General features: G+C 41.8%; 34 protein-coding genes and 1 tRNA gene. 29 read left to right on the forward strand and 6 right to left on the reverse strand.

Annotated features, from left to right (window positions below):
- On the reverse strand, positions 1 to 218 hold a 218-nt coding region (locus tag H5993_RS09705), incomplete at its 3' end, for an IS66 family transposase (protein ID WP_204776548.1).
- Positions 219 to 670: 452 nt separating this feature from the next.
- On the opposite strand from H5993_RS09705, the gene H5993_RS05160 reads away from it, so the two are divergent.
- Positions 671 to 1,357 carry a hypothetical protein gene (locus H5993_RS05160; protein WP_204776508.1) on the forward strand — a complete coding sequence of 229 codons (687 nt, stop codon included), beginning with the start codon at positions 671 to 673 and terminating at the stop codon, positions 1,355 to 1,357.
- On the forward strand, positions 1,357 to 1,839 hold the full coding sequence (locus H5993_RS05165; protein ID WP_204776509.1) for an NUDIX hydrolase: 483 nt from the start codon (positions 1,357 to 1,359) through the stop codon (positions 1,837 to 1,839). The genes H5993_RS05160 and H5993_RS05165 overlap by 1 nt, the downstream gene beginning before the upstream one ends.
- Before the next feature lie 755 nt (positions 1,840 to 2,594).
- Here H5993_RS05165 and H5993_RS05170 read toward each other — a convergent pair.
- From H5993_RS05170 to H5993_RS05190, 5 genes are all read right to left on the reverse strand, one after another.
- On the reverse strand, positions 2,595 to 3,683 hold the full coding sequence (locus tag H5993_RS05170) for a site-specific integrase (protein ID WP_204776510.1): 1,089 nt from the start codon (positions 3,681 to 3,683) through the stop codon (positions 2,595 to 2,597).
- A gap of 111 nt (positions 3,684 to 3,794) precedes the next feature.
- Positions 3,795 to 4,529 (reverse strand): tetratricopeptide repeat protein, encoded by a 735-nt coding sequence (locus H5993_RS05175; RefSeq protein WP_204776511.1) that lies wholly within the window; start codon positions 4,527 to 4,529, stop codon positions 3,795 to 3,797.
- A gap of 10 nt (positions 4,530 to 4,539) precedes the next feature.
- The gene (locus tag H5993_RS05180; RefSeq protein WP_204776512.1) at positions 4,540 to 4,929 is read right to left on the reverse strand and encodes a DUF4428 domain-containing protein; all 390 of its coding nucleotides are present in this window, start codon (positions 4,927 to 4,929) and stop codon (positions 4,540 to 4,542) included.
- An 88-nt stretch (positions 4,930 to 5,017) separates the two neighbouring features.
- On the reverse strand, positions 5,018 to 6,148 hold the full coding sequence (locus H5993_RS05185; protein ID WP_204776513.1) for an ImmA/IrrE family metallo-endopeptidase: 1,131 nt from the start codon (positions 6,146 to 6,148) through the stop codon (positions 5,018 to 5,020).
- Positions 6,149 to 6,161: 13 nt separating this feature from the next.
- Entirely contained in the window at positions 6,162 to 6,539 is a 378-nt protein-coding gene (locus H5993_RS05190) for a helix-turn-helix domain-containing protein (RefSeq protein WP_204776514.1), read from the reverse strand.
- Between the two features lie 170 nt (positions 6,540 to 6,709).
- Between H5993_RS05190 and H5993_RS05195 the strand changes: the two genes are divergently transcribed.
- The 27 genes from H5993_RS05195 to H5993_RS05325 all read left to right on the forward strand — a co-directional run bounded on the left by H5993_RS05195 (position 6,710) and on the right by H5993_RS05325 (position 24,052).
- On the forward strand, positions 6,710 to 6,919 hold the full coding sequence (locus tag H5993_RS05195; protein ID WP_204776515.1) for a DUF739 family protein: 210 nt from the start codon (positions 6,710 to 6,712) through the stop codon (positions 6,917 to 6,919).
- A 57-nt stretch (positions 6,920 to 6,976) separates the two neighbouring features.
- Positions 6,977 to 7,759 (forward strand): phage antirepressor, encoded by a 783-nt coding sequence (locus H5993_RS05200; RefSeq protein WP_204776516.1) that lies wholly within the window; start codon positions 6,977 to 6,979, stop codon positions 7,757 to 7,759.
- Positions 7,760 to 7,793: 34 nt separating this feature from the next.
- A complete protein-coding gene (locus H5993_RS05205; RefSeq protein WP_204776517.1) occupies positions 7,794 to 8,111 on the forward strand; it encodes a hypothetical protein in 318 nt (105 codons plus the stop codon).
- A gap of 159 nt (positions 8,112 to 8,270) precedes the next feature.
- On the forward strand, positions 8,271 to 8,453 hold the full coding sequence (locus H5993_RS05210; RefSeq protein WP_204776518.1) for a hypothetical protein: 183 nt from the start codon (positions 8,271 to 8,273) through the stop codon (positions 8,451 to 8,453).
- Between the two features lie 57 nt (positions 8,454 to 8,510).
- Positions 8,511 to 8,699, forward strand: a complete 189-nt coding sequence (locus H5993_RS05215; protein ID WP_204776519.1) for a hypothetical protein — start codon at positions 8,511 to 8,513, stop codon at positions 8,697 to 8,699.
- Between the two features lie 12 nt (positions 8,700 to 8,711).
- A complete protein-coding gene (locus H5993_RS05220; protein WP_204776520.1) occupies positions 8,712 to 8,972 on the forward strand; it encodes a hypothetical protein in 261 nt (86 codons plus the stop codon).
- Position 8,973: 1 nt separating this feature from the next.
- Positions 8,974 to 10,074, forward strand: coding sequence for a recombinase RecT (locus H5993_RS05225; protein ID WP_204776521.1), 1,101 nt, complete (start codon positions 8,974 to 8,976; stop codon positions 10,072 to 10,074).
- Positions 10,064 to 10,891 (forward strand): PD-(D/E)XK nuclease-like domain-containing protein, encoded by an 828-nt coding sequence (locus H5993_RS05230; protein WP_204776522.1) that lies wholly within the window; start codon positions 10,064 to 10,066, stop codon positions 10,889 to 10,891. The genes H5993_RS05225 and H5993_RS05230 overlap by 11 nt, the downstream gene beginning before the upstream one ends.
- Positions 10,891 to 11,655 carry a hypothetical protein gene (locus H5993_RS05235; RefSeq protein ID WP_204776523.1) on the forward strand — a complete coding sequence of 255 codons (765 nt, stop codon included), beginning with the start codon at positions 10,891 to 10,893 and terminating at the stop codon, positions 11,653 to 11,655. Before H5993_RS05230 ends, H5993_RS05235 begins: the two co-directional genes overlap by 1 nt.
- A gap of 10 nt (positions 11,656 to 11,665) precedes the next feature.
- Entirely contained in the window at positions 11,666 to 11,881 is a 216-nt protein-coding gene (locus tag H5993_RS05240) for a hypothetical protein (protein WP_204776524.1), read from the forward strand.
- 3 nt (positions 11,882 to 11,884) lie between these two features.
- Entirely contained in the window at positions 11,885 to 12,397 is a 513-nt protein-coding gene (locus H5993_RS05245; RefSeq protein WP_204776525.1) for a DUF1064 domain-containing protein, read from the forward strand.
- 222 nt (positions 12,398 to 12,619) lie between these two features.
- Complete coding sequence (locus tag H5993_RS05250) at positions 12,620 to 13,069, forward strand: ArpU family phage packaging/lysis transcriptional regulator (protein ID WP_204776526.1); 450 nt, start codon at positions 12,620 to 12,622, stop codon at positions 13,067 to 13,069.
- Between the two features lie 59 nt (positions 13,070 to 13,128).
- Positions 13,129 to 13,198, forward strand: a tRNA-OTHER gene (locus H5993_RS05255).
- A gap of 330 nt (positions 13,199 to 13,528) precedes the next feature.
- Positions 13,529 to 14,530: a DUF6731 family protein gene (locus H5993_RS05260; protein WP_204776527.1), complete on the forward strand. Its 1,002-nt coding sequence runs from the start codon at positions 13,529 to 13,531 to the stop codon at positions 14,528 to 14,530.
- 25 nt (positions 14,531 to 14,555) lie between these two features.
- Entirely contained in the window at positions 14,556 to 15,035 is a 480-nt protein-coding gene (locus tag H5993_RS05265; protein ID WP_204776528.1) for a hypothetical protein, read from the forward strand.
- Positions 15,036 to 15,157: 122 nt separating this feature from the next.
- Positions 15,158 to 15,667, forward strand: a complete 510-nt coding sequence (locus tag H5993_RS05270) for a terminase small subunit (RefSeq protein WP_204776529.1) — start codon at positions 15,158 to 15,160, stop codon at positions 15,665 to 15,667.
- Positions 15,648 to 16,958: a PBSX family phage terminase large subunit gene (locus H5993_RS05275; RefSeq protein ID WP_204776530.1), complete on the forward strand. Its 1,311-nt coding sequence runs from the start codon at positions 15,648 to 15,650 to the stop codon at positions 16,956 to 16,958. Before H5993_RS05270 ends, H5993_RS05275 begins: the two co-directional genes overlap by 20 nt.
- Positions 16,959 to 16,969: 11 nt before the next feature.
- Positions 16,970 to 18,523 (forward strand): phage portal protein, encoded by a 1,554-nt coding sequence (locus tag H5993_RS05280; RefSeq protein ID WP_204776531.1) that lies wholly within the window; start codon positions 16,970 to 16,972, stop codon positions 18,521 to 18,523.
- 2 nt (positions 18,524 to 18,525) lie between these two features.
- On the forward strand, positions 18,526 to 20,049 hold the full coding sequence (locus H5993_RS05285; protein ID WP_204776532.1) for a phage minor capsid protein: 1,524 nt from the start codon (positions 18,526 to 18,528) through the stop codon (positions 20,047 to 20,049).
- Positions 20,027 to 20,281: a hypothetical protein gene (locus H5993_RS05290; RefSeq protein WP_204776533.1), complete on the forward strand. Its 255-nt coding sequence runs from the start codon at positions 20,027 to 20,029 to the stop codon at positions 20,279 to 20,281. Before H5993_RS05285 ends, H5993_RS05290 begins: the two co-directional genes overlap by 23 nt.
- A 124-nt stretch (positions 20,282 to 20,405) precedes the next feature.
- Positions 20,406 to 20,987 (forward strand): phage scaffolding protein, encoded by a 582-nt coding sequence (locus H5993_RS05295; protein WP_204774475.1) that lies wholly within the window; start codon positions 20,406 to 20,408, stop codon positions 20,985 to 20,987.
- A 17-nt stretch (positions 20,988 to 21,004) separates the two neighbouring features.
- On the forward strand, positions 21,005 to 21,874 hold the full coding sequence (locus H5993_RS05300; RefSeq protein ID WP_204776534.1) for a capsid protein: 870 nt from the start codon (positions 21,005 to 21,007) through the stop codon (positions 21,872 to 21,874).
- 159 nt (positions 21,875 to 22,033) lie between these two features.
- Positions 22,034 to 22,462, forward strand: a complete 429-nt coding sequence (locus H5993_RS05305) for a head-tail connector protein (RefSeq protein ID WP_204776535.1) — start codon at positions 22,034 to 22,036, stop codon at positions 22,460 to 22,462.
- The gene (locus H5993_RS05310; protein WP_204776536.1) at positions 22,431 to 22,778 is read left to right on the forward strand and encodes a putative minor capsid protein; all 348 of its coding nucleotides are present in this window, start codon (positions 22,431 to 22,433) and stop codon (positions 22,776 to 22,778) included. The genes H5993_RS05305 and H5993_RS05310 overlap by 32 nt, the downstream gene beginning before the upstream one ends.
- Entirely contained in the window at positions 22,778 to 23,149 is a 372-nt protein-coding gene (locus H5993_RS05315; protein WP_204776537.1) for a minor capsid protein, read from the forward strand. The genes H5993_RS05310 and H5993_RS05315 overlap by 1 nt, the downstream gene beginning before the upstream one ends.
- Before the next feature lie 7 nt (positions 23,150 to 23,156).
- Positions 23,157 to 23,543 carry a hypothetical protein gene (locus H5993_RS05320; protein ID WP_204776538.1) on the forward strand — a complete coding sequence of 129 codons (387 nt, stop codon included), beginning with the start codon at positions 23,157 to 23,159 and terminating at the stop codon, positions 23,541 to 23,543.
- A gap of 5 nt (positions 23,544 to 23,548) precedes the next feature.
- Positions 23,549 to 24,052: a phage tail tube protein gene (locus tag H5993_RS05325; protein ID WP_056955566.1), complete on the forward strand. Its 504-nt coding sequence runs from the start codon at positions 23,549 to 23,551 to the stop codon at positions 24,050 to 24,052.
- The last annotated feature ends 31 nt before the right edge of the window (positions 24,053 to 24,083 follow it).

A 24,083-nucleotide genomic window follows, 5' to 3' on the forward strand; every position in this document is an offset into this window, starting at 1 on the left:
ATTAGGTTAACCAGTGGTTCAAGGTATGTCTCTGATAGTGAAATAACACTTCTGACAAGTGATGATTTATTTACTGGTAATCCCAGCCGTTCCCAAATCTTTTTTTGGCGATGAATTAGTACTGCCAGATTAAATTTATAATTAGCTACTTCAGCCAGAATACCACCAGATACTAAGCTATGGGGGAGTAATAATTGTGGTGTTTTACTACTTTTAATTACCGTTTTGCCGGTCTTATTCTCGCATTTTTGACACTTATAAGTTTACTGACAATGGTTAGTACAACGAAGTTGTGGTGGAATAAGTCAACTTCACGACTGTTTACTCGCTTACCAATCTTTTTCATTTCGTGCTGACAAGTTGGATGTTGGGTATCTTCGAGCGGGGTGAGTTCCTCAACTTGTGGTAAAGAGTCCAAAAAAGCAGCCCATCCCTGAGAATTCTTTCGTTCCTGGTGACGCATACCTTTTTCTTTTCAATAACTTCAATTTTAGTTATTTCAGTCTCCGTCAAGTCGATATCACTATTAGCTAAGGTAGCTAACTGTTCATCATCAAATAGAGACCCTTGTCCTTTTACGAAAATGACATACTCGTTTTTGATTCTGTCAATACGTGCGGATACTTATCGCTTACAGTATAATTAAATGAAAGGCTTGGTGGTGAAAAAATTGACAGAAGATAAGAAATTATTTCTTGACTATCTCATGCAAGTATATGGTCAGTGTAATACTCATCTCTTGGAACAGGGGAAGAAACGGGACCAGGTAGTTTCATTTTATGTGATTGTTCTTTCGTTTATTTTAACTAACCTTAACTACTTAAAGCGTGATTTTCTTGGGCGACCAACAGTATTAATTATTTATGCGACCTTGATGATTGCTGGCGGGATTGTTATTTTGATTTTAGCTGACTTACGTAGTTGGCATACCCAATATTTAGGTGCTATATATACTATTAACTGGGCAATTGCTAATCAAAAGCGCTTTGAAACCGTTGATGAGTTACAAGTCCAGATGAAAGCGATCATGGAAGATTCATTAAATGGCAGGGTTGAACATCGGAATAATCCCTGGATTCTTTTACGGAAATACGCTTTTGGTTCCACTGACAATATGGTTTATACCGGTATTGTCTTTCTAGTTTGTTTACCGATTTTTGGTATTATTGGATACTTTAATTGGTCGCTACCCATTTCTGAACAGGTATTAATTTTTTTAGTTGCCTTCTCACTAATTCTGTATGGATCACAAATTTACTTAGCGAAAAAGTTAAAGCAAGGTGAAACTTACAACACTTGGATTTTGAGTTTTGATTATAATGGTAAAGTTAGGAAAGATGGATCAAGAAGATTATAATGATGGATTGGAAAAACAATTATTATCAACTTACTGGAAGCAAAAGGGCTTTAAAGTTAACCCAGCTTACCGGTGGAGTTGTTATTTTACCTCGGTTTAATAATCAGTTTCTTTTACTAGAGCATCTACGAGTTGATGGACAAGTTCATTACGAGGTCCCTCGTGGCTTTACTGAGTTAAACGAGAAGTTTACTTTGGCGGCCCACCGCGAGTTAAATGAGGAGTTAAATTTGCGGCCGACAAAGTTAACTTTTTTGGGCGAAGTGATGCCAGATTCAGGTTTAATTGAATCTCATATTCGGTGTTATTTAGCTGATTTGGGCTCACTTAAAGGCTTGGTCGTACAACGGTCGGAGCAGATCACTGGCTACCAATTATTTAGTTTGTCAGAGTTATTAATGTTAGTTAGAAACAATCAAATAATTGATGGCTTTACTTTGAGTACAGTTTTGAAATATTTAGCGATTAAGGATGAAGACTAATAATTAGGCGTAAGCGGTAATTGATCTAGGTATTAAGGGCGATTTAGATTTGTGTAGTTAGGTCGGTTTAAAGGTTACTAGATAATCGCGCTCTTTTTTGTATTATGTAAGCGAAAATTTTGTTGTTACCCAAAATGTATGATTAGGCTTACTATATTAGCTCGGAAACTTGAAAAAGTAAGAGAGTAAGTTAGAAAATTTACATCGGAATTTAGTTAATCGGTATCTTAATCCAAGTGAAATCATTATTCCGACTATCATGGTTTTACCAAGCAAACCTTCGTCGACTATGCTAAGCATTCACAATGAATTTTAACGAGGTTAATCCTAACTACCAGGGCAAGCTAACAAGATTATTCACCGACGGCAAATAGAATTAGGAGAGTTTAGAAAGTGAAGAAAAGCCGCTTATTGAGCACGATTTAAGCTTTGGAGCAGTTTTAAGTTGTGCAGAAGTAGTAGTTTAATGATGTAGGGTTAGCCGTTATGATTCACTTGCTTCAGTATATGTATTAAGAAGAGGTGATCTTTATGGAAATGAAAAATGTGATAAAATAGAGATGCGATGAGATAGGCATTTGTTTCTTGTTTTCCCTACGCAAGTGACCGTTTTGGATGAAATTTGTAGAAGTCTGTATAAAAACAAAAAGCGCTCAACCCCTTTAATCATAAGGGGTTAGGGCGCTTTGTGATTTTGCACTAAAACACTGTAAAAAGCTGTGAAATTCTAAGGTCTGCACACAAATTGCACACACCTAAAGTTGATCAAGAGCTTGTAAAATGTGGTTATCAGCTCGCTCTTTATACTCATCTATCAAGTAAGCGTAAGTTTGACTAGTGATCAAAGTATTCGAATGGCCTAAGCGCTTACTGATGATGTAAATATCGATCCCGTTAGCAAGTAGCAGGGCAACGTGGCTGTGTCTAAGACTATGAAAGTGGAAACCCTGCCGCTTTATGCCAAGTTTTGCCAGTAGGTCACGTAAAATTTTATTCACTCCGACTGAAACTGGGATTGTCCCACGTGAGTTTAGAAAAACCATATTACTCCGACTGGTAAACTTTAAAGAATGCAGATCGGAAAGTAATTGCGAATTAACTTTAATTTTGCGTTTTGAAAATTCATTTTTAGTCTCTTTAAAAGAGCGATTAATTGCGTCCCAGGATTTATTGATATCTATGGTATGAGCAGTAAAATCAATATCATTCCAGGTTAAAGCTTGAATTTCTGACAATCGCATCCCGGTATAAATGGCAGTCAAGATCATATAGTAGCTTGTAAAGCGAGGATCCAGATGACGCCGAAGTTCATTGACGAGAAGTTTAATTTCCTTCAAATTAAGATAGTCAACTTGCATAACCTTACTTTTATCAGCGATTAAGTTCACACCTTGCGTAAAGTCTTTGATGATATAGTCATCTAAGATTGCAAATTTGACACAGGCCCTAATCATTGAATTTAATTTTTTCACTGAAACTGGGGCGTGGTTTTTGCCGAAGCTATTTATCAAACCTTGGTAATCGTCAATACCAATTTCGCTAATTTTGCGGGTGCCAAAGTAGTCATGCAACACTCGGCTAACTCGCTGATACCACTCGGCTGTTTTATATGAAACGATTGGCTCTTTATATTGCTGATACCATTTATCGAAAAGTTCAGCGAAGACTGCAGATTTATCAATCTTAACTCCGCGGTTTAATTGATTCTCTTGGTCAATTGCCCACGCTTGAGCCAATTTCTTAGTTTTGAAACCGGCTTTAGATTTCGAATGTCGTTTACCATCGTTATCCATCCACTGGATTCGAGCTTGCCAAAAACCGCTTCGTTTTTTTATTTGGGCCATAATTTATTCCTCCATTCAAGTATGATAAAATAGAGGAGTTAAAAATTTAGAGTTCCAATCTATTTTTAACTCCTAAGCTCTCGACCTGTTGCCGCAGGTGGGGAGCTTTTTTTAATTAGCATTATTTTGAGCAATTCTTTGCAATTTATCGATAAAGTTAAAGTCAATCATGCTTGGATATTCTTGTATTCCGATGGAATGATCGTTTTTACTCTTTTTATTCAATTCAGCACTACATGTTTTTTTGAGTTCTGCTAAATGTTTTGTTAAATGCTGATTGGTAAGCTTATCATACCGCTTAGAATATTCAATCGCTTTCTCATACATAATAACGTTATCTTTATATCGTTTTTGTTTACGATACATTATTTCCAACTTTTTAGCTGAATTGGTAGGACGTATGTCTAAAACCATTAACCACCATTTTTCAGCCAAGTCCCAATCGCCTTGTTTATAAGCTAACACACCGCCGAAGTAATATGGTATACAGATGTTCGATAAATAATCATCAGTAGCAATAGTTGCTTTTGAATCATCATATTTAGCTTGTTCAATAAAATCATTATTATTTCGATTGATTTCTAACGCTTGTTTTAAATCATTTTTGGATCTTTCAATTGAAGTTTCCTTGGCCAACTTATATCCAGTACGACCGTTCACCAATTTTCCGTTTTCTTTTTTTGAAGGTACATCGGATTTTAAGTAACTCTTAATTTCCTGAAACGATGGTAAAGAAACGTCATGATTTGTCGGCGTAGTATCTTTTATTTTAGAATTAGGATCTTTTCTTGAGCGCCTATTCATAAAAGCGAGTATAACGATAATGATTAAAATAGTAACAATCATTGTTTAATTCCTACATCGTAAACGATTTACCGCAATTTAAGCAAACCCAATCAACTTTTTTGGTCTTTTTGCCAGCAAATCCAGCTAAAGCACCAATACCGCCAGTTAAGACTGCACCACCAACGGCTTTACCAACGGAAAAACTTTTTTTATGTTGCCCCATTGGTTGAATATTGGGACTCTTGCAATAAGGACAGTGGGGACCTTCTAATTCTTTTTTCTTTGCTTTAAATTCATCAATATCTTTCCACGAATGGCTTTTGGCCCATTCTTCTAAGACGGTGCTGTAATAAAGGCCTTCTTTATCAAGACAATCAGAGCAAATATAACCATCTACAAATCTAGTCCGTGATAGCAATCCGGTTTTCTTTCCGCATAACTCACAAAATTTAGCTGCCACTTTGATCTCCTCCAAAAAACAGCTTTTAACGTCTTCAGTGTTTGGACAAAACAAGTAATGTGTAATTTATAGTAGTTAAATACATTATCTAAATTTGATGAATTTTTTTACCCTTCACTGTATCATCGGTATACGATGGCAAAAATCCTTGTTCATAAAAAGTTGACTTACAACCACAATAACGACAGTAACGAGATCTACCACCCAGCACTTTTCCTTCTTTACAAGGAGTACCAAGATCGTTATAAGTGAATCCCACTTCTGGATGACCAGTGCATCTATTAATTAAATAAGCTCCGCATACATCGCAAAATTCACCGTCTTCTTTTTGAGTAGCATGGCATCTAGGACACTCTAAAGTCTTTCCAGAATCGTTTAGTTGAATTGAAGTATAATCTTTCAAATTCCTTACCTCTAAATCATAAATAGTAAACAAATGATCATAACAATAACAAATTTCATGTATTTCTTTTCCACAGATACAACAAAATATTGCATTTTGTTGCTTACTAACTCTAGTAAAGCTTTGACAATTTTTACAAAATACAAAGCCCTTTGTAGATAAATATTGTCCAAAAGTACAACATGGCGGAAGTAAAATATCTAATTTTTTGCTAGAGTAAAAATCGTAATTTCCATTTTCAATTTCTGAATATATTTTATTTTGAAACCAAAGGTTTTGAGATATAAAATGATGAGTTCTAGTTGCGGAATCTTCACTAACCCTAAAAACAGATTGAATTTCATTTACACTCCAACTCGGCGTAATCAAAGCTTTTGGTGACAAAAATTCGGCAGCAAAAAAATTAGCTTCAATTTCTAATTTATCATATTCGTCATCACTCATTGCTGATCTAGTTAATAAGGTCCTATCATCTTGAAAATGATTTAGCATAATATGTCCGAGCTCATGAATAATAGAATATCTGATTCTTTCTGTGGTTTTTTCAAAAGTATTATCATTATAAAATATAAAATACCTGTTTGCCCTTTTGAGAGTTGCTGCATCGTCAGAGTGTGTAACTTTATTCTTTAATTCTGCAATAGAAATGTTTTCACTAGCCACAGCTTTTTCGTAGGGTATTAATATCAAATTATCAAATTGGTTAAAAAAAGGAAGAATTCTAATAGGAAACTTGTTCACATTGAATAGAGATAGACAATGATACGCAATCATTCTAATATGTTCAAAATTAATTGTAGAGTAATCGAAATCCACTTATTTCCCTTCTTTAATTATCAAATTTATCCAAAAGGTCATTAATTAAATCCAAATCGTTATCACTAAGTTTATCCATCCTTCGAGCCAAAGACTTAACTTTTGGCCTACGCGAATCTTCATTTATATCACTATGAGGACTAGTTGAAGATGAATTATCATCGTCAAATCCCAGCAACCATTGTTCGGGAACGTTTAATCCCTTGGATAAAATATATAATTTATCAGATCTAGGTTCAGCTTTATCGTTAACATATTGGCTAAGATCAGTTTTTGAAATTTTTACCTTATCAGTAAAGAAAGGCTTCGCAGCTTCAATAATATCAACTTGTTTAAGACCACGTTTATCCATTATTTCTTTTAAACGCTGTCCAACTGTTTTTCTTTTCATGATTTATTTTCTCCTTTACTACATCTATATATTAATCTTTTTTGAACTTAAATTCAATTAAAATTCAAAAAAAATGAACTTAGCTCTTGACGAAATTCAAAACAGGGGATATTATGACAATCGTAAAGTTCAATTTCGTTGAACAAAAAATTATAGAAGGAGGTATTTCAATGTCGTTTAATTACTCAAAATTATTAGGTCGTATTACAGAAAAGTATGGCACTCAATATAATTTTGCTAAGGCAATGGGTATGTCGGAGCATAGCTTATCTGTTAAGCTTAACAATAAGATTCCTTGGAAAACTACAGAAATTGTTAAGGCTACAGAACTGTTAAATATCAATACTCACGACATACCATCTTATTTTTTTGCGAAATAAGTTCAATTTAATTGAACCAGAAGCTATAATTTTATCCACAAAAAGGAGGACAAGTAAATGACACCACAATTATTTGATTTCAAAGGACAGCAAGTTCGCACAGTAACTATTGATGAAGAACCTTATTTTGTTGGCCGAGATTTAACAAACATTCTTCAATATTCAAATGGACCCAAAGCAATTCGAGATCATGTTGATGATGAAGACAAGACGGTGAACGATTCGTTCACCGTTAATGGAACGGCTCCAGTATTGATCAACGAGTCAGGTTTGTACTCATTAATCCTCAGCAGCAAACTTCCACAAGCTCATGAGTTTAAGCGTTGGGTAACAAGCGAAGTTCTTCCAGCGATCCGCAAACATGGTGCATATATGACAGACCAAAAGGCATTCAACGTCTTACACAATTCTGACGGTTTAGCCGATTTACTTCAGCAAGCCGCTGACCAGTTAAAAGCTAAGGACATTCAAATTGCCGAAATGAAGCCTAAAGCATTGTTTGCTGATGCTGTTTCAACAGCTAAAACCAACATCCTAATTGGTGAGCTGGCTAAAATTCTGAAGGCCAATGGCGTTGATCATATTACTGTCAGTGGTAAGCAAGTAACCATGGGTCAAAATCATTTCTTCCAATGGTTGCGTGAGAAGGGATATTTGATTAAACGCCGAGGGACTGATTACAATGCGCCAACTCAGATGGCAATGAATAAGCAACTCTTTCGGGTTAAAGAAAGTCAGCATTCTTCAGGTGATGGGGCTGTCCATATTACGAAAACCACAAAAGTTACTGGGAAAGGACAGCAATACTTCATTAATAAATTCCTAGAAACGGAGGCGTAAAAGAATGACTGAAGAACAATAGGAGGTGTCAGTAATGAGTGTGCTTCTCGAAATCTTGAAATCCGCCACGCCTGTGGAAAGACAGGAAGCGGCAGAAATGCTAAAGCCATATCTCGCTGTGGAAGAGAAACCCCAGAAACCGCTACGGTTCCTTAGCACCAAGGAGTTTAAAGCTCGCCTTCCACGACAGAAGAACGAAGCTTGGATTCGGGACGTGCTATTAGAACGTGAGCCCATTCTTAAACAATGGGTTTACGGCTTACATGGCGGGAAGGGGGTCAAAGTTAGATTTGATCCCGCTGCAGTGGATTGGGTGCTAGAGCACCGGAGCGAAATAGATTGGAGTGGTTAATTTGCTAAAGGCAATTATGTATACAGCACTAGGATCACTGATGACCTGGTGCTGGTTGATGGGTCACAACTACTGGTGGGGAGCTTTAGGCTTTCTCTGGTGCTTGCTGATGGCCACTGATGTAATTGAGTTTTGTTTTCCGAAAAGGAGGGGGTGGAAATGATGAAGAAATTGAAGCCGTTAATGCTAATGCTGTCAGGGTACGCCTTGACTAAATTGCCCGAAAATAACGGGTGGTGGAACTTATTGGCCTTAATTGGCCTGGTTTACGTAGTTGACCAGTTGCTCGGTGACTGGTTCATTAAGCATTTCTTAACTTTTAACAACAAAAAAGGTGCCTAATCAGTAGCTGCAACTACTTAGGCACCATGAATAAACAAAATTCGAGGTAATTATAACATGAATAAACAACTTTATGAATTTCTAAAGAAACAACGGCAAAAAGAAATTGACGAAGCAAATAATTTACTGAGAATTACTCGTATTGAAGACTACGACCGTACATTGGAACGGCGATTGAGTGATTGCTATGGCTTTATTGATGGCTTTAGCGATTTGATGAATAAAGCCGCTGGAATCCGGGCTTAGGAGGTAATCAAAATGTTCCGACGTAACTTACAAGCCCGTGAAGTGCGGGTGCTGAACCGGCTGAGCGCCCTCAATGACGACATCAGCGACACTCAAAACAAGATTGTAAAAACAATGGCGGATGATTTGACCGGCAGTGGCGACTTGATCAAGCGCCAAGACCAACTGATTGCCGTCAGCGATTATCTAGCCGACAAACGCTATGAGCTGAGCGCGATTTGCTCCGACATCGACAACGTTATTAACGAGATCATGCTAGAGGAGGATTACTAACATGCAACAACCACAAGTCAAAAATCAAATGCAAAACAATTTGCAAAATGCCATCTTTGCACAAGTCAACGATCAAATCAGTGCCGAGGAAGATAAGGGATTAGCCTTGCCAGCTGGGTACAGCCTCAATAACGCACTCAAGGCGGCCTGGTTTAAGCTCCAGAGCACCAGAGATAAATTTAACCACTCAGCGCTCGACGTCTGCGATCCTAACTCAGTTGGACTGGCCCTGATGGATATGGCCGTCCAGGGGCTAAGCCCAGCCAAAAATCAATGCTACTTTATCGTTTACGGCAATCAGTTGCAAATGCAGCGCTCATACTTTGGCACGATCACTGTCCTTAAACGCCTGGAAAGAGTAGTAGATATCGACGCTCAGGTGGTCCACAAAGGCGATGAGTTTGAGATTGGGGCTGACGGAATCGGCCACACGATCGTTAAGAAATTCGTACCAAAATTTGAGAACCTTGATAATCCATTGATTGGTGCCTTTGCCTTTATTAAGTTGGCTGATGGTCGGATTGACTATACCGTAATGACCAAAAAGCAAATTGACACCAGTTGGGCCCAGTCCCGCCAGCATAACGTCCAGCAAAAATTTAGCGATGAAATGGCTAAGCGGACAGTGCTTAACCGGGCAGCCAAGATTTTTGTCAATACGAGTGATGATTCCGATCTGTTAACCGGAGCCATCAACCGGGCCACGGAAGCCGAATACGACAATGACCAGGAACAGGAACCCAAAGAGGTCGCTCCAGTCGAAAAGGGGACGCCAAACGCATTGCTGGCCGGCTTTAAGCGTAAGCAAGCACAAACAGCCAAGGAAGCACCTAAGCAAGCCCCAAAAGAGGAGCCTAAGCAAGAAACGACCAAGGAAGCACCCAAGCAAGCTGAGAAGCCATCAGGGGACATCGTAAAGCAGTTAACGGAACCAGACGATAAAATCCCCGCTGAGGACTTACCATTCCCAGAAACGCCGGAAAACGGCTCTGAGGGCGAAGCTGTTGCCGATGGTCAGACTGACATCTATGACTACATTGACGAGGATAAGGCCATCGAGGCTTATGGAGATAAAGTAGGAGGCGTTAACAATGCCAACTAAACTAACACCGGAAAACTATTACTCAGTTGAGACTGATTGGGATTACATGAGCTTTAGTCGCTTTAAGGACTTCCAGCGGTGTGAAGCAGCGGCTTTAGCAAAGTTGAAGGGTGATTGGACTCCAGAACTAGATGCTAAGCCATTGCTAGTTGGGAACTATGTCCACTCCTACTTTGAAAGTCCTGAAGCCCACGAAAAATTCGTCAAAGACCACAAGAGCAAGATAATGTCGACACGGGGCAAAACGAAAGGCCAATTGAAGGCCGATTACAAATTTGCCGATGTAATGATTAAAGCGCTCGATGATAGCGAGCTGTTCAATTACGTGTACAAGCCCGGTCAGAAGGAAGTAATCGTAACTGGAAAGCTCTTCGGCTATGACTGGAAGGGTAAGATTGACAGCTTGGTACTCGATCAGAACTACTTCTGTGATTTAAAGACTGTTGATGATCTCCATAAGAAGCACTGGCAAGAGGATTCTCGGTCCTGGGATAACTTCATTGAAGATCGGGGGTACTACATGCAGATGGCGATTTACCGGGAGCTAATTAAGCAAACTTTTGGTAAGGACTGCAATCCATACATGTTTGCGGTATCAAAGCAGGCAATCCCCGATAAGCTGGCCATTGACTTCACAGGTGAAAGTGAAGCATTAAGGATGCAAGCTGCTTTAGAAGAGATTGAAGCCAATCAAGAACGATACTGGAATATTATGATGGGCGAAATTAAGCCTAAACCGTGTGGGCGATGTGAATACTGCCGGTCCCACAAGGTTTTAGAAGAATTTGTCCACGCAACTGATATTGAGGTGTACTAATGAAGATTCGGAAGGTAAGAAACAGTTTTGTGACCATTGTCGATCAGAAACTAACGCGTGATGATCGGCTAAGTTGGAAGGCTCGTGGTATCTTCTATTATCTTTGGTCGCAAGCGGATAACTGGGACTTTAATGCCACTGAAGTATCTAGGCATGCAACTGATGGTCGGAAGTCATTAGATACCGGCTTAGATGAGCTAGAAAGGTTTGGCTATCTTAAGCGAGAGCGAAAACGTAACAAATTAGGGCAGCTAACCACCTCTGATTGGCAGTTATCTGATTTGCCAGTTGAAGCGTGGATTAAAGATCGAGCAAAGCCTATTCCCGAAAATCGGAAACTGGATCAGCCTATTTCCGGTTTTCCAAATTTGGATAACCCTAATTTGGAAAATGGCGAACAAAGTAAACATCAAGAGAAGATAACATCAAATGTAAGTAAAGGAAGTAGTAGTAGTAATTACATTAATATTTATTTTAAGCAAATTCGGCAGAAACCGACCAAAGAACAACTTGATCGCCTTGATTTCTTGGCAAAGAAGTTTAAGGATCCGTTAGCAGTTAGGTTAATTCTTCAAAGTGCGTTAGATGCTGCTAATCCATCGGTACGCTATGCGGAGATTTGTCTACAAAGATACATCAGACAAGGCAAATTAACCGCTGAGGCAGTCAAAAAAGACATCCTTGACTTCAAAGCCAGTAATTTAACTGGAATTGCTGATGAACAGCTACCAACAATTCCTGTATTTAAGCTAATGGATCAATGAGGTGAGATGAATGAACTTAGATGAAATGACCAATGAAGAGTTGCAGGAAAAGATCTTTGAGTTTCAAGGCTTAATGGAAGATCTGAACTGGTATATCCGAACCGGTCACTTTGATGGTGACCCGGACTATATCGAAGAAGTAATTAACAATTCTAGTGATGCTGAGGCGGCATTGTACTGTCTAGCAACTAATTTGCAGGTATTGACGAAGAAAGTTGGTAAGTAGTTTATGGATCATTTTGGCAAACGCGTTGTTTATGACGGATACACGTTTGATTCAGCCAAAGAGCGAGATTTCTATGTAAAGTTCATTAAACCAAGTGGATTGCGGTTTGAAGTCCACCCTAATTTCAAGATAATCGATAAGTTCATGGTTGGTGGCACATACGTCAGGGGAGTTTGGTATAAGCCAGATTTCGTAGTGTATGACCATGATGGCGAGATTAAGCATGTGTATGACGTTAAACCCTCAGTTGATAGTCAGGGAACTGATACCGCTGCTAAATTACGCTTTAAATTATTCGAAAAGCGATATCGAATCCCGGTTGAAGTGATCGTGCCTCGTAAACATGATTTTAAAATGACTATTTTGGGGATTACAGATCTAAGTTTACTTGATAAGCATGTAAAGCGTGATCGGCAAGGACGAGAGAAGCGGACCGAGGCGGGCAACTACCAGTTCGGGTACTATAACGTCTATGCCGATATTAATTACAGCGTCTGGGATATTATCGGGAAGTAGGTGGCTATGTGAAGGAAAGATTGATCATTGCTGGTTTCTGCATTGTCTGCTTGCTTATGGCGGCATTTGATCCAGAGCCGGCAATGAACTACGTAGCCGTGATTAGTTTACTATTGCTATTTATAGGGACGGGTTGGTAATAAAAAAGCCCACCTTCAAGGCAGACATCGCTAAATTGAGTATATCAGAAAGTGGGTTGAGATTATTTTTGAGCAGCAGGCATTGTGGCCAGAGATTGATGTCAAAGCCACTGAAAACAACGTCAAGAGATTCTTGCTAAGGGACTATCCACGAGCTAAGCGAATGGCGGGAAAGAACATCACTAATTTACAATCACCATCGATCAACGGTATGCCGTCAGGAACGCCAGTTGGTAATCCAAACGAACAGCGAATTGTTCAGCGGGCTTACGCTCAACAAGTGGTTATCGCCACTGAAGAAGCCATTGGAATGTGCGATGCTATAAGTCAGCAAATCTTACGGATGCTTTATCAGAAGCACTACAACGATACGATGTGCTTTATGTCACTCCACTATGGTAAGAGCCAATACTTTAATCACCTCAAACCACAAGCCTTGCTTCAATTTGCGGAAGCTTTTCAATTGGGGGACTTGATGGTAAGCCAAAAAAATCGGACTGAAATCGGACTAGGATCGGACTCGTTGCCTTAAAAATGGGGTTAAATTGGTATTGTCGAATGATTTGGATAAGCAACTCAATATTTTCCGGTGGCGGTGTAGCTCAATGGGCGAGCAGCAGGCTTCTGCCTGAAGATCCCGGTTCGATTTCGGGCATCGCTATTCCGCCTACTCGACAAGGCGGGTGCCAAGTTCCCAGGTGGGGCAGTGAGGTTATGAAGCGATACCTTGCTGGCAAAAGTACGGTTCAAATCCGTCGCTTGGGCATTGGACGGAAGAAGGAAGGAGGCCCTCCGCTTCCTACTTTGTATAGCACCGTCCATCTGCGAGCAGTAAAACACTACGTGTATTTAAGATTGATTCAATGACTCCTTGCTCGTAGACGTCTTGCATGACGTTAAACTGCACCTAATATTATTTCACTGGAGAGAGTAACTATGCTCTCTTTTTTTGATAGAATGATAGTGAAATAATGTTAGGGAGATGATAAATTTGGCTTCAAAAACACAAACGGTAAAATTTGAAGTATATATGACATGTGATAGTGATGGTAATCCATTAAATATTGAGGAACTTTTAAAATCAATAAATAAAATTAATGATCGTGATAAAAAAATCGTAACTCAATATGGAATACCGACACGATTAGACGAATTTCATGAAGTTATAGTTGATAGTGCAACTTTAAGAAAATTTTCAAATATGAAATTGTTGTATTTTCATATGTCAAAATTACGAGATGATCCTATAGCAGTTACTCGACAAGAGGTAGATGAATTGTCTGATCTAGATTTAGATGCAGATGAATATATTGCTGAGGACATAAACTGTTTGTTTGATACAGAAAATTGTATTTTATTCATTCAGAGAAATTTTCATAGTTTATCTGTTAGTGGAGTTGCATTTTATTTAAAAAAGATGTATGAACGATTGGAAAAAGCAAAAGAAGATTTCAATGTTGATGACTTTGAAGAACTATCTCTAGAGTTTCAACCGGTGCCGGACAAAAAAGCGCTTAAAGGAATTCAAAAATCTGATAATATCAGAACTTTAGAGTTAACATTTGCAAATGCAAATGTTCAAAAATTTTCTACCGGAATAGCGAAATATTTAGGAGGATTCAAACAGCTATTTGATAGCCTTGGTGGCGCTCGAATAAGCATTAATTTATCTGCGGGGTCGCCAAAAAACAAGTCCTTAAAGGCTGGAGATATTCATGAACTAGCAAAAAATATAGAAAGTGGTAAAAGCCTTTTTTCTTCAGCTATTATTAGAGGGAAAGAAGGAGATATGCCTATTGAAAAGTATGATCTTATTAATGGGAAATTATTTGTTACGCATAAATTTTCTTCAGTAAAATCAGAAGATGGTAAAACCAAGAAAATGCATTTGAGACCAGATTCTGTGGAAGATGTAATGAAAAACATTTATTTACGTGAAAGTGAGGACAGGACAGAATCACTACTTGAAGAAACGTTAAGAAATATAAATTAGAAAATTATTTTTAGGAGGGAAGACAATGGGAAAACTTTTTAAGATATTTCCTCCTTTGGTAGGGTTGGTATTGCTCTTGTTAATGGTATGGCTTAATTTGAAGTATGGAATTACTTATAGTTCGCTAAGGGGCTTTTCAAACATTTTAGATTCAACTGTTAATTTTTTATCGATAGTAATTGGTTTTTATTCAGCGTTTTATGGGATGATAATTTCTATGCAAAAGACAAAGTTCATAACAGAATTGTCTAAATCAAAGCATAGAAATGACCTTCCTAAACTATTAGTTAGCTCTTTGTGTAGTTCTTTCTTGTGTTTAATTTTAACTATAGTTATGCAATCACTAATTGAGTATAGATTACAAATTACTACTGTTTTGTTTTATGCATGGTTTTTCTTAGTGGGATTATTTATAACATACGCATTTCAAACTTCTATGTTATCAATTACAATGATTTTTGAATCTGATCCACAGAAGAAGCAAAAGAAAAATTTGAAAATGTGAATAATGAGGCTGGGAAAAAAGTCCCAAGACTCAAAGGCCGCTAGAAATCACGTTACTAAAAACGTTAATTTCTAGCGCTTTTTTGATACATAAAATTCTTCTAGGAGGTGTGGTGAGATGACATGAAACTAACCGTAAAACAAAAGCTATTTGCTGATGAATATATTAAGAGTGGCAATGCGACCCAATCGGCAATCAAAGCTGGGTATGCACCTAAAGCGGCATATCGGACTGGTGCCGAAAACCTCAGAAAACCTCAGATCAAATCCTATATCGACGCCAAAATGGCCGAAATCGAATCTAGTAAGATTGCTGATGCGAAGGAAGTCCTTGAATTTTACGCTCGAGTTTTACGTGAAGAGGAAACCGAAGAAGTAGCTCTGGCAACTGGCGATGATGTTGTTACCGTCCGCAAAAAGCCAAGCATGAAAGACAAAATCGCCGTAGCAAAAGAAATCATGAAGCGGTATCCGGCCGAGGACCTTAAGATGGCAGCAGAAATCAAGCGTTTGTCTGCTGAAGCCAAGATTGCCGAATGGAAGGCTAGCGAATTGACTGGGACGAATCAATCCGAAGACAAAACAACATTGGTTGACGATATTGGAGGGATGGATGATGGCCAAGACGATTAGATTATCTAAGATGGTCAATCCGCACTTCTACCCTTTATGGCGGACCGATAAACCGTACATCGTTGCTAAGGGCGGTCGGGGGTCGTTTAAGTCGTCAGTAATCAGCTTGAAGCTAGTGACAATGGTTAAACGTTGGACGCAACTTAACAAAAAAGTGAATGTGGTATGCATCTTAGCCAATAAGTCCGACTTACACGATACGGTTTACAGTCAAGTGATTTGGGCGTTGGATGTGTTGGACTTAGCAGATGAGTACACTTACTTTAAGTCTCCGCTCCGCATCACTCATAAGTTGACGGGGAGCACGTTCTACTTTTACGGGGCCGATAATCCACACAAGTTGAAATCCAATAAGGTAGATAACATTATTGCCGTGTGGTTTGAAGAAGTCGCTAACATGAAGGGTGTGGATGTATTTGATCAATCTATCCCTTCATTTATTCGTCAAAAACCACCATTCGTTGGACAGGTTAAAGTGTTCTTCAGCTACAATCCGCCGCGCAATCCCTTCGAATGGATCAATGAATGGGTTGGAAAATGTAAGCAGGATTCTAACTACTTCGTTGACACTAGCACTTACCTTGACGATGAATTAGGATTTACAACAGATCAGCAGTTAGCTTTGATCGAACGCTACAAACAAAATGACTATGACTATTATCGTTGGTTGTACCTGGGCGAAGTGATCGGAATGGGCAACAACGTGTATAACATGGAGCTCTTCCATCCCCTGAAGAAACTGCCCAGCGATGATTACATCACGGACGTTTTCTACTCCGTTGATACTGGGCATGAGGTTTCGGCAACTACTTGTGGTGCGTATGGTGTGACCAAACGTGGGGATGTTATCTTACTGGACACGTATTATTACAGTCCGCAGGGAAAGACCCACAAGAAGCCGCCTAGTGTACTTTCTAAGGACTTAAAGCACTTCATCGATAAAGTTACTGATTGGGTAGGAAAACGTCCCACAAACATGACTATCGACTCTGCGGAAGGGGCATTAGATAATCAGTTCTATAATGATTTTGGAATTCACTGGCACAAAGTAGCCAAACTCAAGAAAGTAGACATGATCGACCGTGTGCAGGATTTGCTTGCGCAGGGTCGTTTTTATTACCTTGAGCGGCCGGAGAATGAGATCTTTTTGGCTGAACACCGCAAATACCAATGGGATGACAAGACACTGCAAAGTGACGATCCCAAGGTAATCAAGGAAGACGACCATACCTGCGATATGCTGCAGTACTTTGTGCGTGACAATGAGCGATTCCTCGGGCTGAAGTGGTAGGAGGTGATCCGATGGGTTTTATCGCGACACTACGGAATCTGTTATGGAAAGGGGGTGCCAAGATCGGCATGACGAAAAGCTTAGTAAAGATCACTGACGATAGCCGCGTGGCAATCGCCCAAGGTGAGTATGATCGGATCCAATTAGCTAAGGCCTACTACCGGGACGACTTGCCAAAGATCTGGTTCCGGAACTCCTATGGCGATCGCAGGCAGCGGCCGATGAGTACGCTCAACGTAACCAAGCTATCAGCAAAGCGCCTGGCCTCGATCATCTTTAACGAGCAGTGCGAGGTATCGCTGGAGGATCCGCAACTGGACAAGCTGGTCAAACAGATCATTGCTGACAACCACTTTAATTTACAATTCGAGCAGCACCTTGAAACTGGGGTGGCGTTGGGTGGACTAGCTGCCCGGCCGTACGTTGACGATCAGGACAACATCCGCATTGCGTGGGCCAATGCTGACCAGTTCTATCCGCTACACACTAACACGGATAACATCAGCGAGTGCGTCTTTGCGTCACGCTCGACACGGATCGAGAATGACCAACCAGTCTATTACACGCTACTGGAATTCCACCAATGGGATGGGCCAGATAAGTATGTAATCACCAACGAACTGTATCGCTCAACGCAGCATGACGTTGTCGGTAATAGCGTGCCACTCGACGCTCTCTATCCCAACATGCAACCGCAAATTGAGTTTAACGGGATCATTAAAAAGCCGCTATTTGCGTACTTTAAGACGCCAGGTGCAAACAACCGCGATTTGGATAGTCCATTAGGGATCGGTATCGTTGATAACTCGCGCAACATCATTGACGCGATTAACTCAACGCACGACGCTTTCGTCCACGAAATTAAGATGGGCAAGCGGCGGATTGCCGTGCCGGCCGAAATGTTACGACCAGGTTCTGCATTCGGTAATCGCAAGGGTGAAGAAACTCATCCCCGCATGTTTGACCCGGACATGGACGTATACGAGCAATTTTACGGTGCAGACGATCTCAAGATTACGGACCTAACCAGTGACATTCGTGCTGAGCAGTATAAATCCTCTATTGATTACTTCTTGCGCGAGTTTGAGGAGCAAACCGGCTTTAGCGCTGGGACGTTCTCCTTTGACGGCCAAGGGGTTAAAACGGCAACGGAAGTAGTCAGTGAGAACAGCACGACTTACCAAACTCGGTCCAGTTACCTGACACAGGTAGAGCTGTTCCTCAATCAACTAGTTACAGCCATTCTTCAAGTGGCCAGCACGCCCGAGTTCTTTAGCGATGGGCAAGCCCGTTGTCATTTCGATGCAACTGGTGACCTTAATCTGTCCGTCCACTTTGACGATGGCGTGTTTATCGATAAGGACAAGCAACGAAGTGATGAACTAGCGTTAGTTTCTGCTGGTGTAATGCCCAAGCGCGAGTACTTAATCCGTAACTTTGGCTTGAGCGAGCAAGAGGCTGATCAATGGTTGAGCGAAGTGCAGGATGAGCAACCACAATTCGCCCCAAGTAGCTTTGAAGATTCTAGTGGGCCCGATGGTGATGATGACGTAGGAGCTGATTAATCATGGGGGCACGGGAACGCTTTGAGCAACATGGTCAGCAAATAATCGACGCCTATTCAGCGTTGCAAGACCAGATTTTTGAAGTAATTATCAATACCCTGAAAGACGGTGACTACCGCCACGTCGACAAGGGGGATGTCGTCCTTTGGCAGGCTGAACAGTTACAAAAGCTCGGTCAGCTCAACCAAGAAACAATGCAGCTAATGGCGAATGCCGATGGACTGTCTAAGGCGGCAATAGTAGACCTGGTTAAATTCAACGGCTTACAAGTACAGGATGAAGTTGATAACGAAATCCAATCACTGGCCAATGAGCCAGCGCCTGTTAGCAATGATGTTCAGTTGCTATTGAATGGGATTGTTAGCCAAACCTGGGACGACCTGCAAAACAACATTAACGAATCCCTGGTAACGCGGAATTATGGAGCTTCGGCGGTTTCACATGTTTATCGACGGATACTAACAGAATCAACTGCGGCTACTGTGTCGGGATTGCTTACCCATCAGGACGCAGTTGAGGCCGCTGTTTACCGGGCGGTTGATCGTGGCTTGCCTACGAAACTAGTTGATAAGGCGGGCCGTAACTGGAGCCTGGAGGGTTATGCACGGGCAGTGGTTAATACAACAGTTAATCACACCTATAATGCTGTACGTCTCCAACGGATGAAAGACTTTGGGATGCACTTAGCACTAATGAGCAGCCACCCCAATAGTCGGCCTGCCTGTGCCTGGATCCAGGGGCACGTGGTTAACTTGGTCCCACCGGAAAGCCCTGATTATAACGACAAGTACGATAGCATTTTCAATCACGGTTATGGAACACCAGCGGGGACCCAGGGGGTTAACTGCCGGCACCATCTGTTCCCGTTTGTCCCTGGAGTAAGTATTAACCATCAGCCTCAGTATGACCCAGAAGAGGCCATCAAGAACGGCAAATTGGTTCAGCAACAGCGGGCTAGGGAACGAGCCATCAGAGCCGCTAAGCACCGCCTACGAGCTGCTGAAAAGCTTGGCGATGTCGAGATGGTTAATCAAACGAAAATACTTCTACGGGCACGCCAGGGGAAACTGCGGGAGTTCATTAAAGACACCAATGCTGGTCATAAAGTGCCGATACTGACACGGGATTATTCTCGGGAAAAGGTAGTTAAAACTAATATGGATGCCGACAAGAAGGCGTTTATTAAGCAGCGTTTACATCAGCGACCAGGGAAACAACGTCAGCATATTTATGGCACAAAAGAGTATAATGAACGTGTAAGCAAAGGTAATTCACTGCCTAGTTACTTTACTATTTCGGCAAAGGAAATCGATGCAATTGTAAAAACTAGGATTAATTTCAACAAACTGGGTAATCGATACCAGTTTGTTGATGCAGGAAAGCCAATTGGGCATTATGTTACCGACAAGGGCAGAACCAATGTCATAACTACTCGCATGAAGATCCATCAATCTAAGAAAGGGTATCATGCTGTACCTACTATGTCGCGGGAGATGTATGAAAATGAAAATCACACCAAAAACTAGTCTTTGGGATGTAGAGAGCCATTTTGCTTTTTCGTGGGTCATTGTTCACATGAAAGATGGACGTACACTACATTTATATATCGTTGATACAGACGATGAGTTTCAAAGGCATGACGAAGATGATGAACCAGAACTGAAAGCTATTGTTTACAATACGACTGGTAGCAACTCTTACGGTAATGGGATTGCCTTTGACGATATTGATAGTATTGAATTAGATAATCAGCACTAGCAATTAGCTGGTGCTTTTTTAGTACGAATTATTCGACCCGGACACGTCGTAAAACTGCTCTTTTTGTGTACCAATTCTCGCGGCTCGTAACCGCGTAACCAATTAACGTAAAGGAGCGATCACAATGAAACGTGAAGAATTAAAGGAACTGGGCTTAAACGATGATCAAATTGCGGCTGTGATGACCTCGTATGGCAAGGAAGTTAATCCCTTGAAAGAACAAGTGGATAGCTTGACCAGTGAACGTGACAACCTCAAGCAGCAAGTCAGTGATCGTGATGGTCAATTAGACGACTTGCGTAAGAACGCTGGGAAGAACGAAGAACTGGAAGCCACGATCAAGCAACTGCAAGAAGACAACAAGGCCGCCGCTGCCAAGTACCAAAACGATCTAGCCGCTAAGGAAAAAGGCTTTAAGATCGAAGGTGCTCTGCGCGATGCTAAAGCCAAGAACGTGAAAGCCGTACTCTCTTTGATTGACACGGAAAAGGTTAGCGTGCAAAAAGATGGGACCTTAGATGGCTTAACTGACCAAATCGCAGCAGTTAAGAAGTCCGACAGTTACTTATTTGATGGTGAAGCCAAGGTAGACCAACCGATTAAATTTGGTGGCAACTTTGGCAATGGTGACAATAACAACAATGGTGCTGGTAAGGACGACATTGCCTCCCGGATTGCTGCACGCTTTGCAGGAACAGCAGAATAAGAAAGAAGGTATAGATAATGACGATTGCATTAGACCAAAAAGATCTAAATACGATTGATGAAGAATTTGCCGCCGATTCCAAGATTTGGCAACCACTGACCGGTGGGGCTAAGTCAATTACGGCAGCCGACTTTACTGGCGTCCACACGGTCCGGGTAAATAAGATGTCCGGCTTTGTTGAAGCTGCTAAGTACAACCGTAACGGTGATAACACGCGGAACAACGTAAACGTTGAAAAGGAATCATTTGAACTGACCCAAGAAGACTGGATTGGGTACGACCTTGATCAACTGGATATGGACGAAAACGGTGCTTACCAAGTCGCTAACGTAGTCCGTGAACACCAACGGTTAATCACGGTCCCACACCGGGATAAGTACGCGGCGCAAAAGCTGTATGACACGGCTAAGGCTGGCGGGAAGCTGGTAACTGATGCCATTGATGCTAAGAATGCTTTAGCTGCTTACGATGATCTTGAACAGTACATGACCGATAATGAAATCCCGGGTGGTTATGTAATTTTTGCCTCATCTGCTTACTACCGGGCACTGAAGAATGCTGATGGGGTCAACAAGAACTTCTCCACGAATACTCAACAGATCAACGGGATTGATCGCCGGGTTGGCCAACTTGACGGTGGGGTACCAATCTTGACGGTGCCAAAGGCTCGTTTGCAAGGTTTGAGCATTACCGACACGGTCAACTTTATGGCTGTGCCACTGTATGCTGTTGCACCAATCGTTAAGTACGATACAGTAGACGTACTTGATGCATCAACCGACCGTTCTGGGTACCGGACGACTATTAAGAGTCTGTCCTACTATGACATCTTGGTATTTGACAACGCCAAGAAGGCCATCTACGTCGCAGCCTCCCCAAAAGCGTAGCCCCGCAAGATAATCTAAGCGGGGCCTTTGACCCAAGCGGATCAATCAAGCCGACTAATGATCAGACTGTGGACCAGATCAAGGCCTACATGGACAAGCGTGGGATTGCCTATACATCTAGCATGAATAAGGCGGATCTCTTAAAGGCGGTGAATGGCGATGCGGGTTAATCTAACTTTTGCGGATTACGTGGATCTAGGATACTCAAGCGTTGAAGCTGATGATTTTGCGGTGCTTGCGCGGCAGGCCCAGCGGGCGGTGGATAGTGTGACTGATTACTACTATCAAGATCACGTCCTGGCTGATGATCCGGATCAGCAACGTGTCGATGCTTACAAAGCGGCGATTTGCGAGCAAGTTGACTTTATTCAATCAACCGGTGTTTCGTCATCCTACGAAAACGGGGATGATTTTAACGCTATTACGGTTGGTCGCCTCTCGTTGCAGCCAACTAACCACGTTACAAAGGACAGTATGGTGGGCGGCGTTTGCAAGGAAGCCTATCGCTTACTAGCTCATTATGGCCTGCTCTATCGCGGAAGGGGGAGTGATCTGTATGTTGCCACGCATCCTCGAAAAAATGTGTAACCAAACAATCACCCTCGCCTTACCAACTGGTGAGGAAGACGACTACGGCAAGCCAGTTGTTAAGCAGCAACAAATCGACAACGTCATTGTCCAACCGCAAACGATCTATGCAGGCAACAGCAATGGGCGGCAAGTTACCGCTAACGCTGTTGTTTTTATTTTGGGCCAGGTATCAACACCGATGCCGGCATTGGGTCCGGATTGCGTGGGCTGGCATTTGCAGTTTGAGGGGCGCGACTACACGATTACCCGCTTCGTGGACAACCGGGAGCCGTTTAGCAATGACGTGTACTCGTATGAGCTGGAGGTGTTGTAATGGCAGTTAAAGTTACTTATGGCGGCCGTTTTCCTGACGACTTGATTAGCAAGGCCCGGATTGAGCGGGCCAACTATGATCTAGCTAACCAGGTCATGAGCGATATGGATCAGTTTGTCCCGTACAAAAATGGCCCACTATCACAATCAGCGCATATTGCCGCTAATGGCAAGACGATCGTCTACACACCGCCGTACGCCAAGGCGCAGTTCTACGGCTTTATCAATGGTCACCGGATCCGTAATTACACACGGACGGAGCATCCTAAAGCTACTCGGCGTTGGGACTTGCGGGCCAAGTCGCTATACCTATCCAGTTGGCAAAAGCTGACCGCAGATTTGATTTTACGAGGTGGACCACATGGATCTTAAAGAACGCGTGCGCGAGTCAATCAATAGTTTGGATTTGCCAGTTAAGTGCCTGCTGGGCTACTTGGATGGCAAGCACAGTCCAGAACTGCGGCTACAAATGTTGCCGGGCTCTACGGTGATCGACGAAGACTATGCTGGCAACAAGACTGAGACCTACGCAATGGAAGTAATCATGGCCGGCCCAGACGAAGGACTGATTAACGAAACGCTGGGCAAGATTGCGGAATTGTTAGCTGATCATGATTGCATCGTGACCAGTAAGGATGATTCGTTTGATTTTAGTGGAGTGGAAGTTGCGTCCTTCCCGCACCCGATCTTAGCGGATGCGCAAGGAGACGTAACCTATGTATTTGATTTCAAGGTAACTGTTGATACTTATAACAAGAAAGGATGATCTAAATGGCAGAACCAGAAGCACCAACGAAGATTGGTAAGTTTGATCTTAACTGGCGGAATAAGCTGGAAATTGCAATTGATGGTCAATCAGACCCCGCCAAGGCTGATGAGGCCAAGTGGGCTCCATTAGCCGCTGGGATTAACAACATTACGCCGGCCGGGAACGACACGGCCACTAACGACCAATACTATGACGGCGAAGGGTTTGGGAGCGCAGACGTAACGTCCAAGCGGTTCCAGCTGACCATCGCCGGCCACCGTTTAGCTGGGGACCCAGCACAAGACTTTGTGGCCTCCAAGTCATTGGCAATTGGTGATGACCTCAAGACCTTATGTCGCTTTACGTTATCTAATGGGGACGTCATCATGGGCCAAATCACCATGCAGACGATTGTGGCAACTGGTGGTCAACCAGGGGCTAAGCAAACCTTTAGCTTTGTGGCTGTCTTTAACGGTAAACCAACTTATACGGTTAAAGCTGCTCCGTCTAGTGTAGGAGCTGGCTAGGGTTAGTTAGGTAAGACAGAGACGAGGAAAC

The organism is Limosilactobacillus alvi, assembly GCF_016900115.1.
GTDB classification, from domain to species: domain Bacteria; phylum Bacillota; class Bacilli; order Lactobacillales; family Lactobacillaceae; genus Limosilactobacillus; species Limosilactobacillus alvi.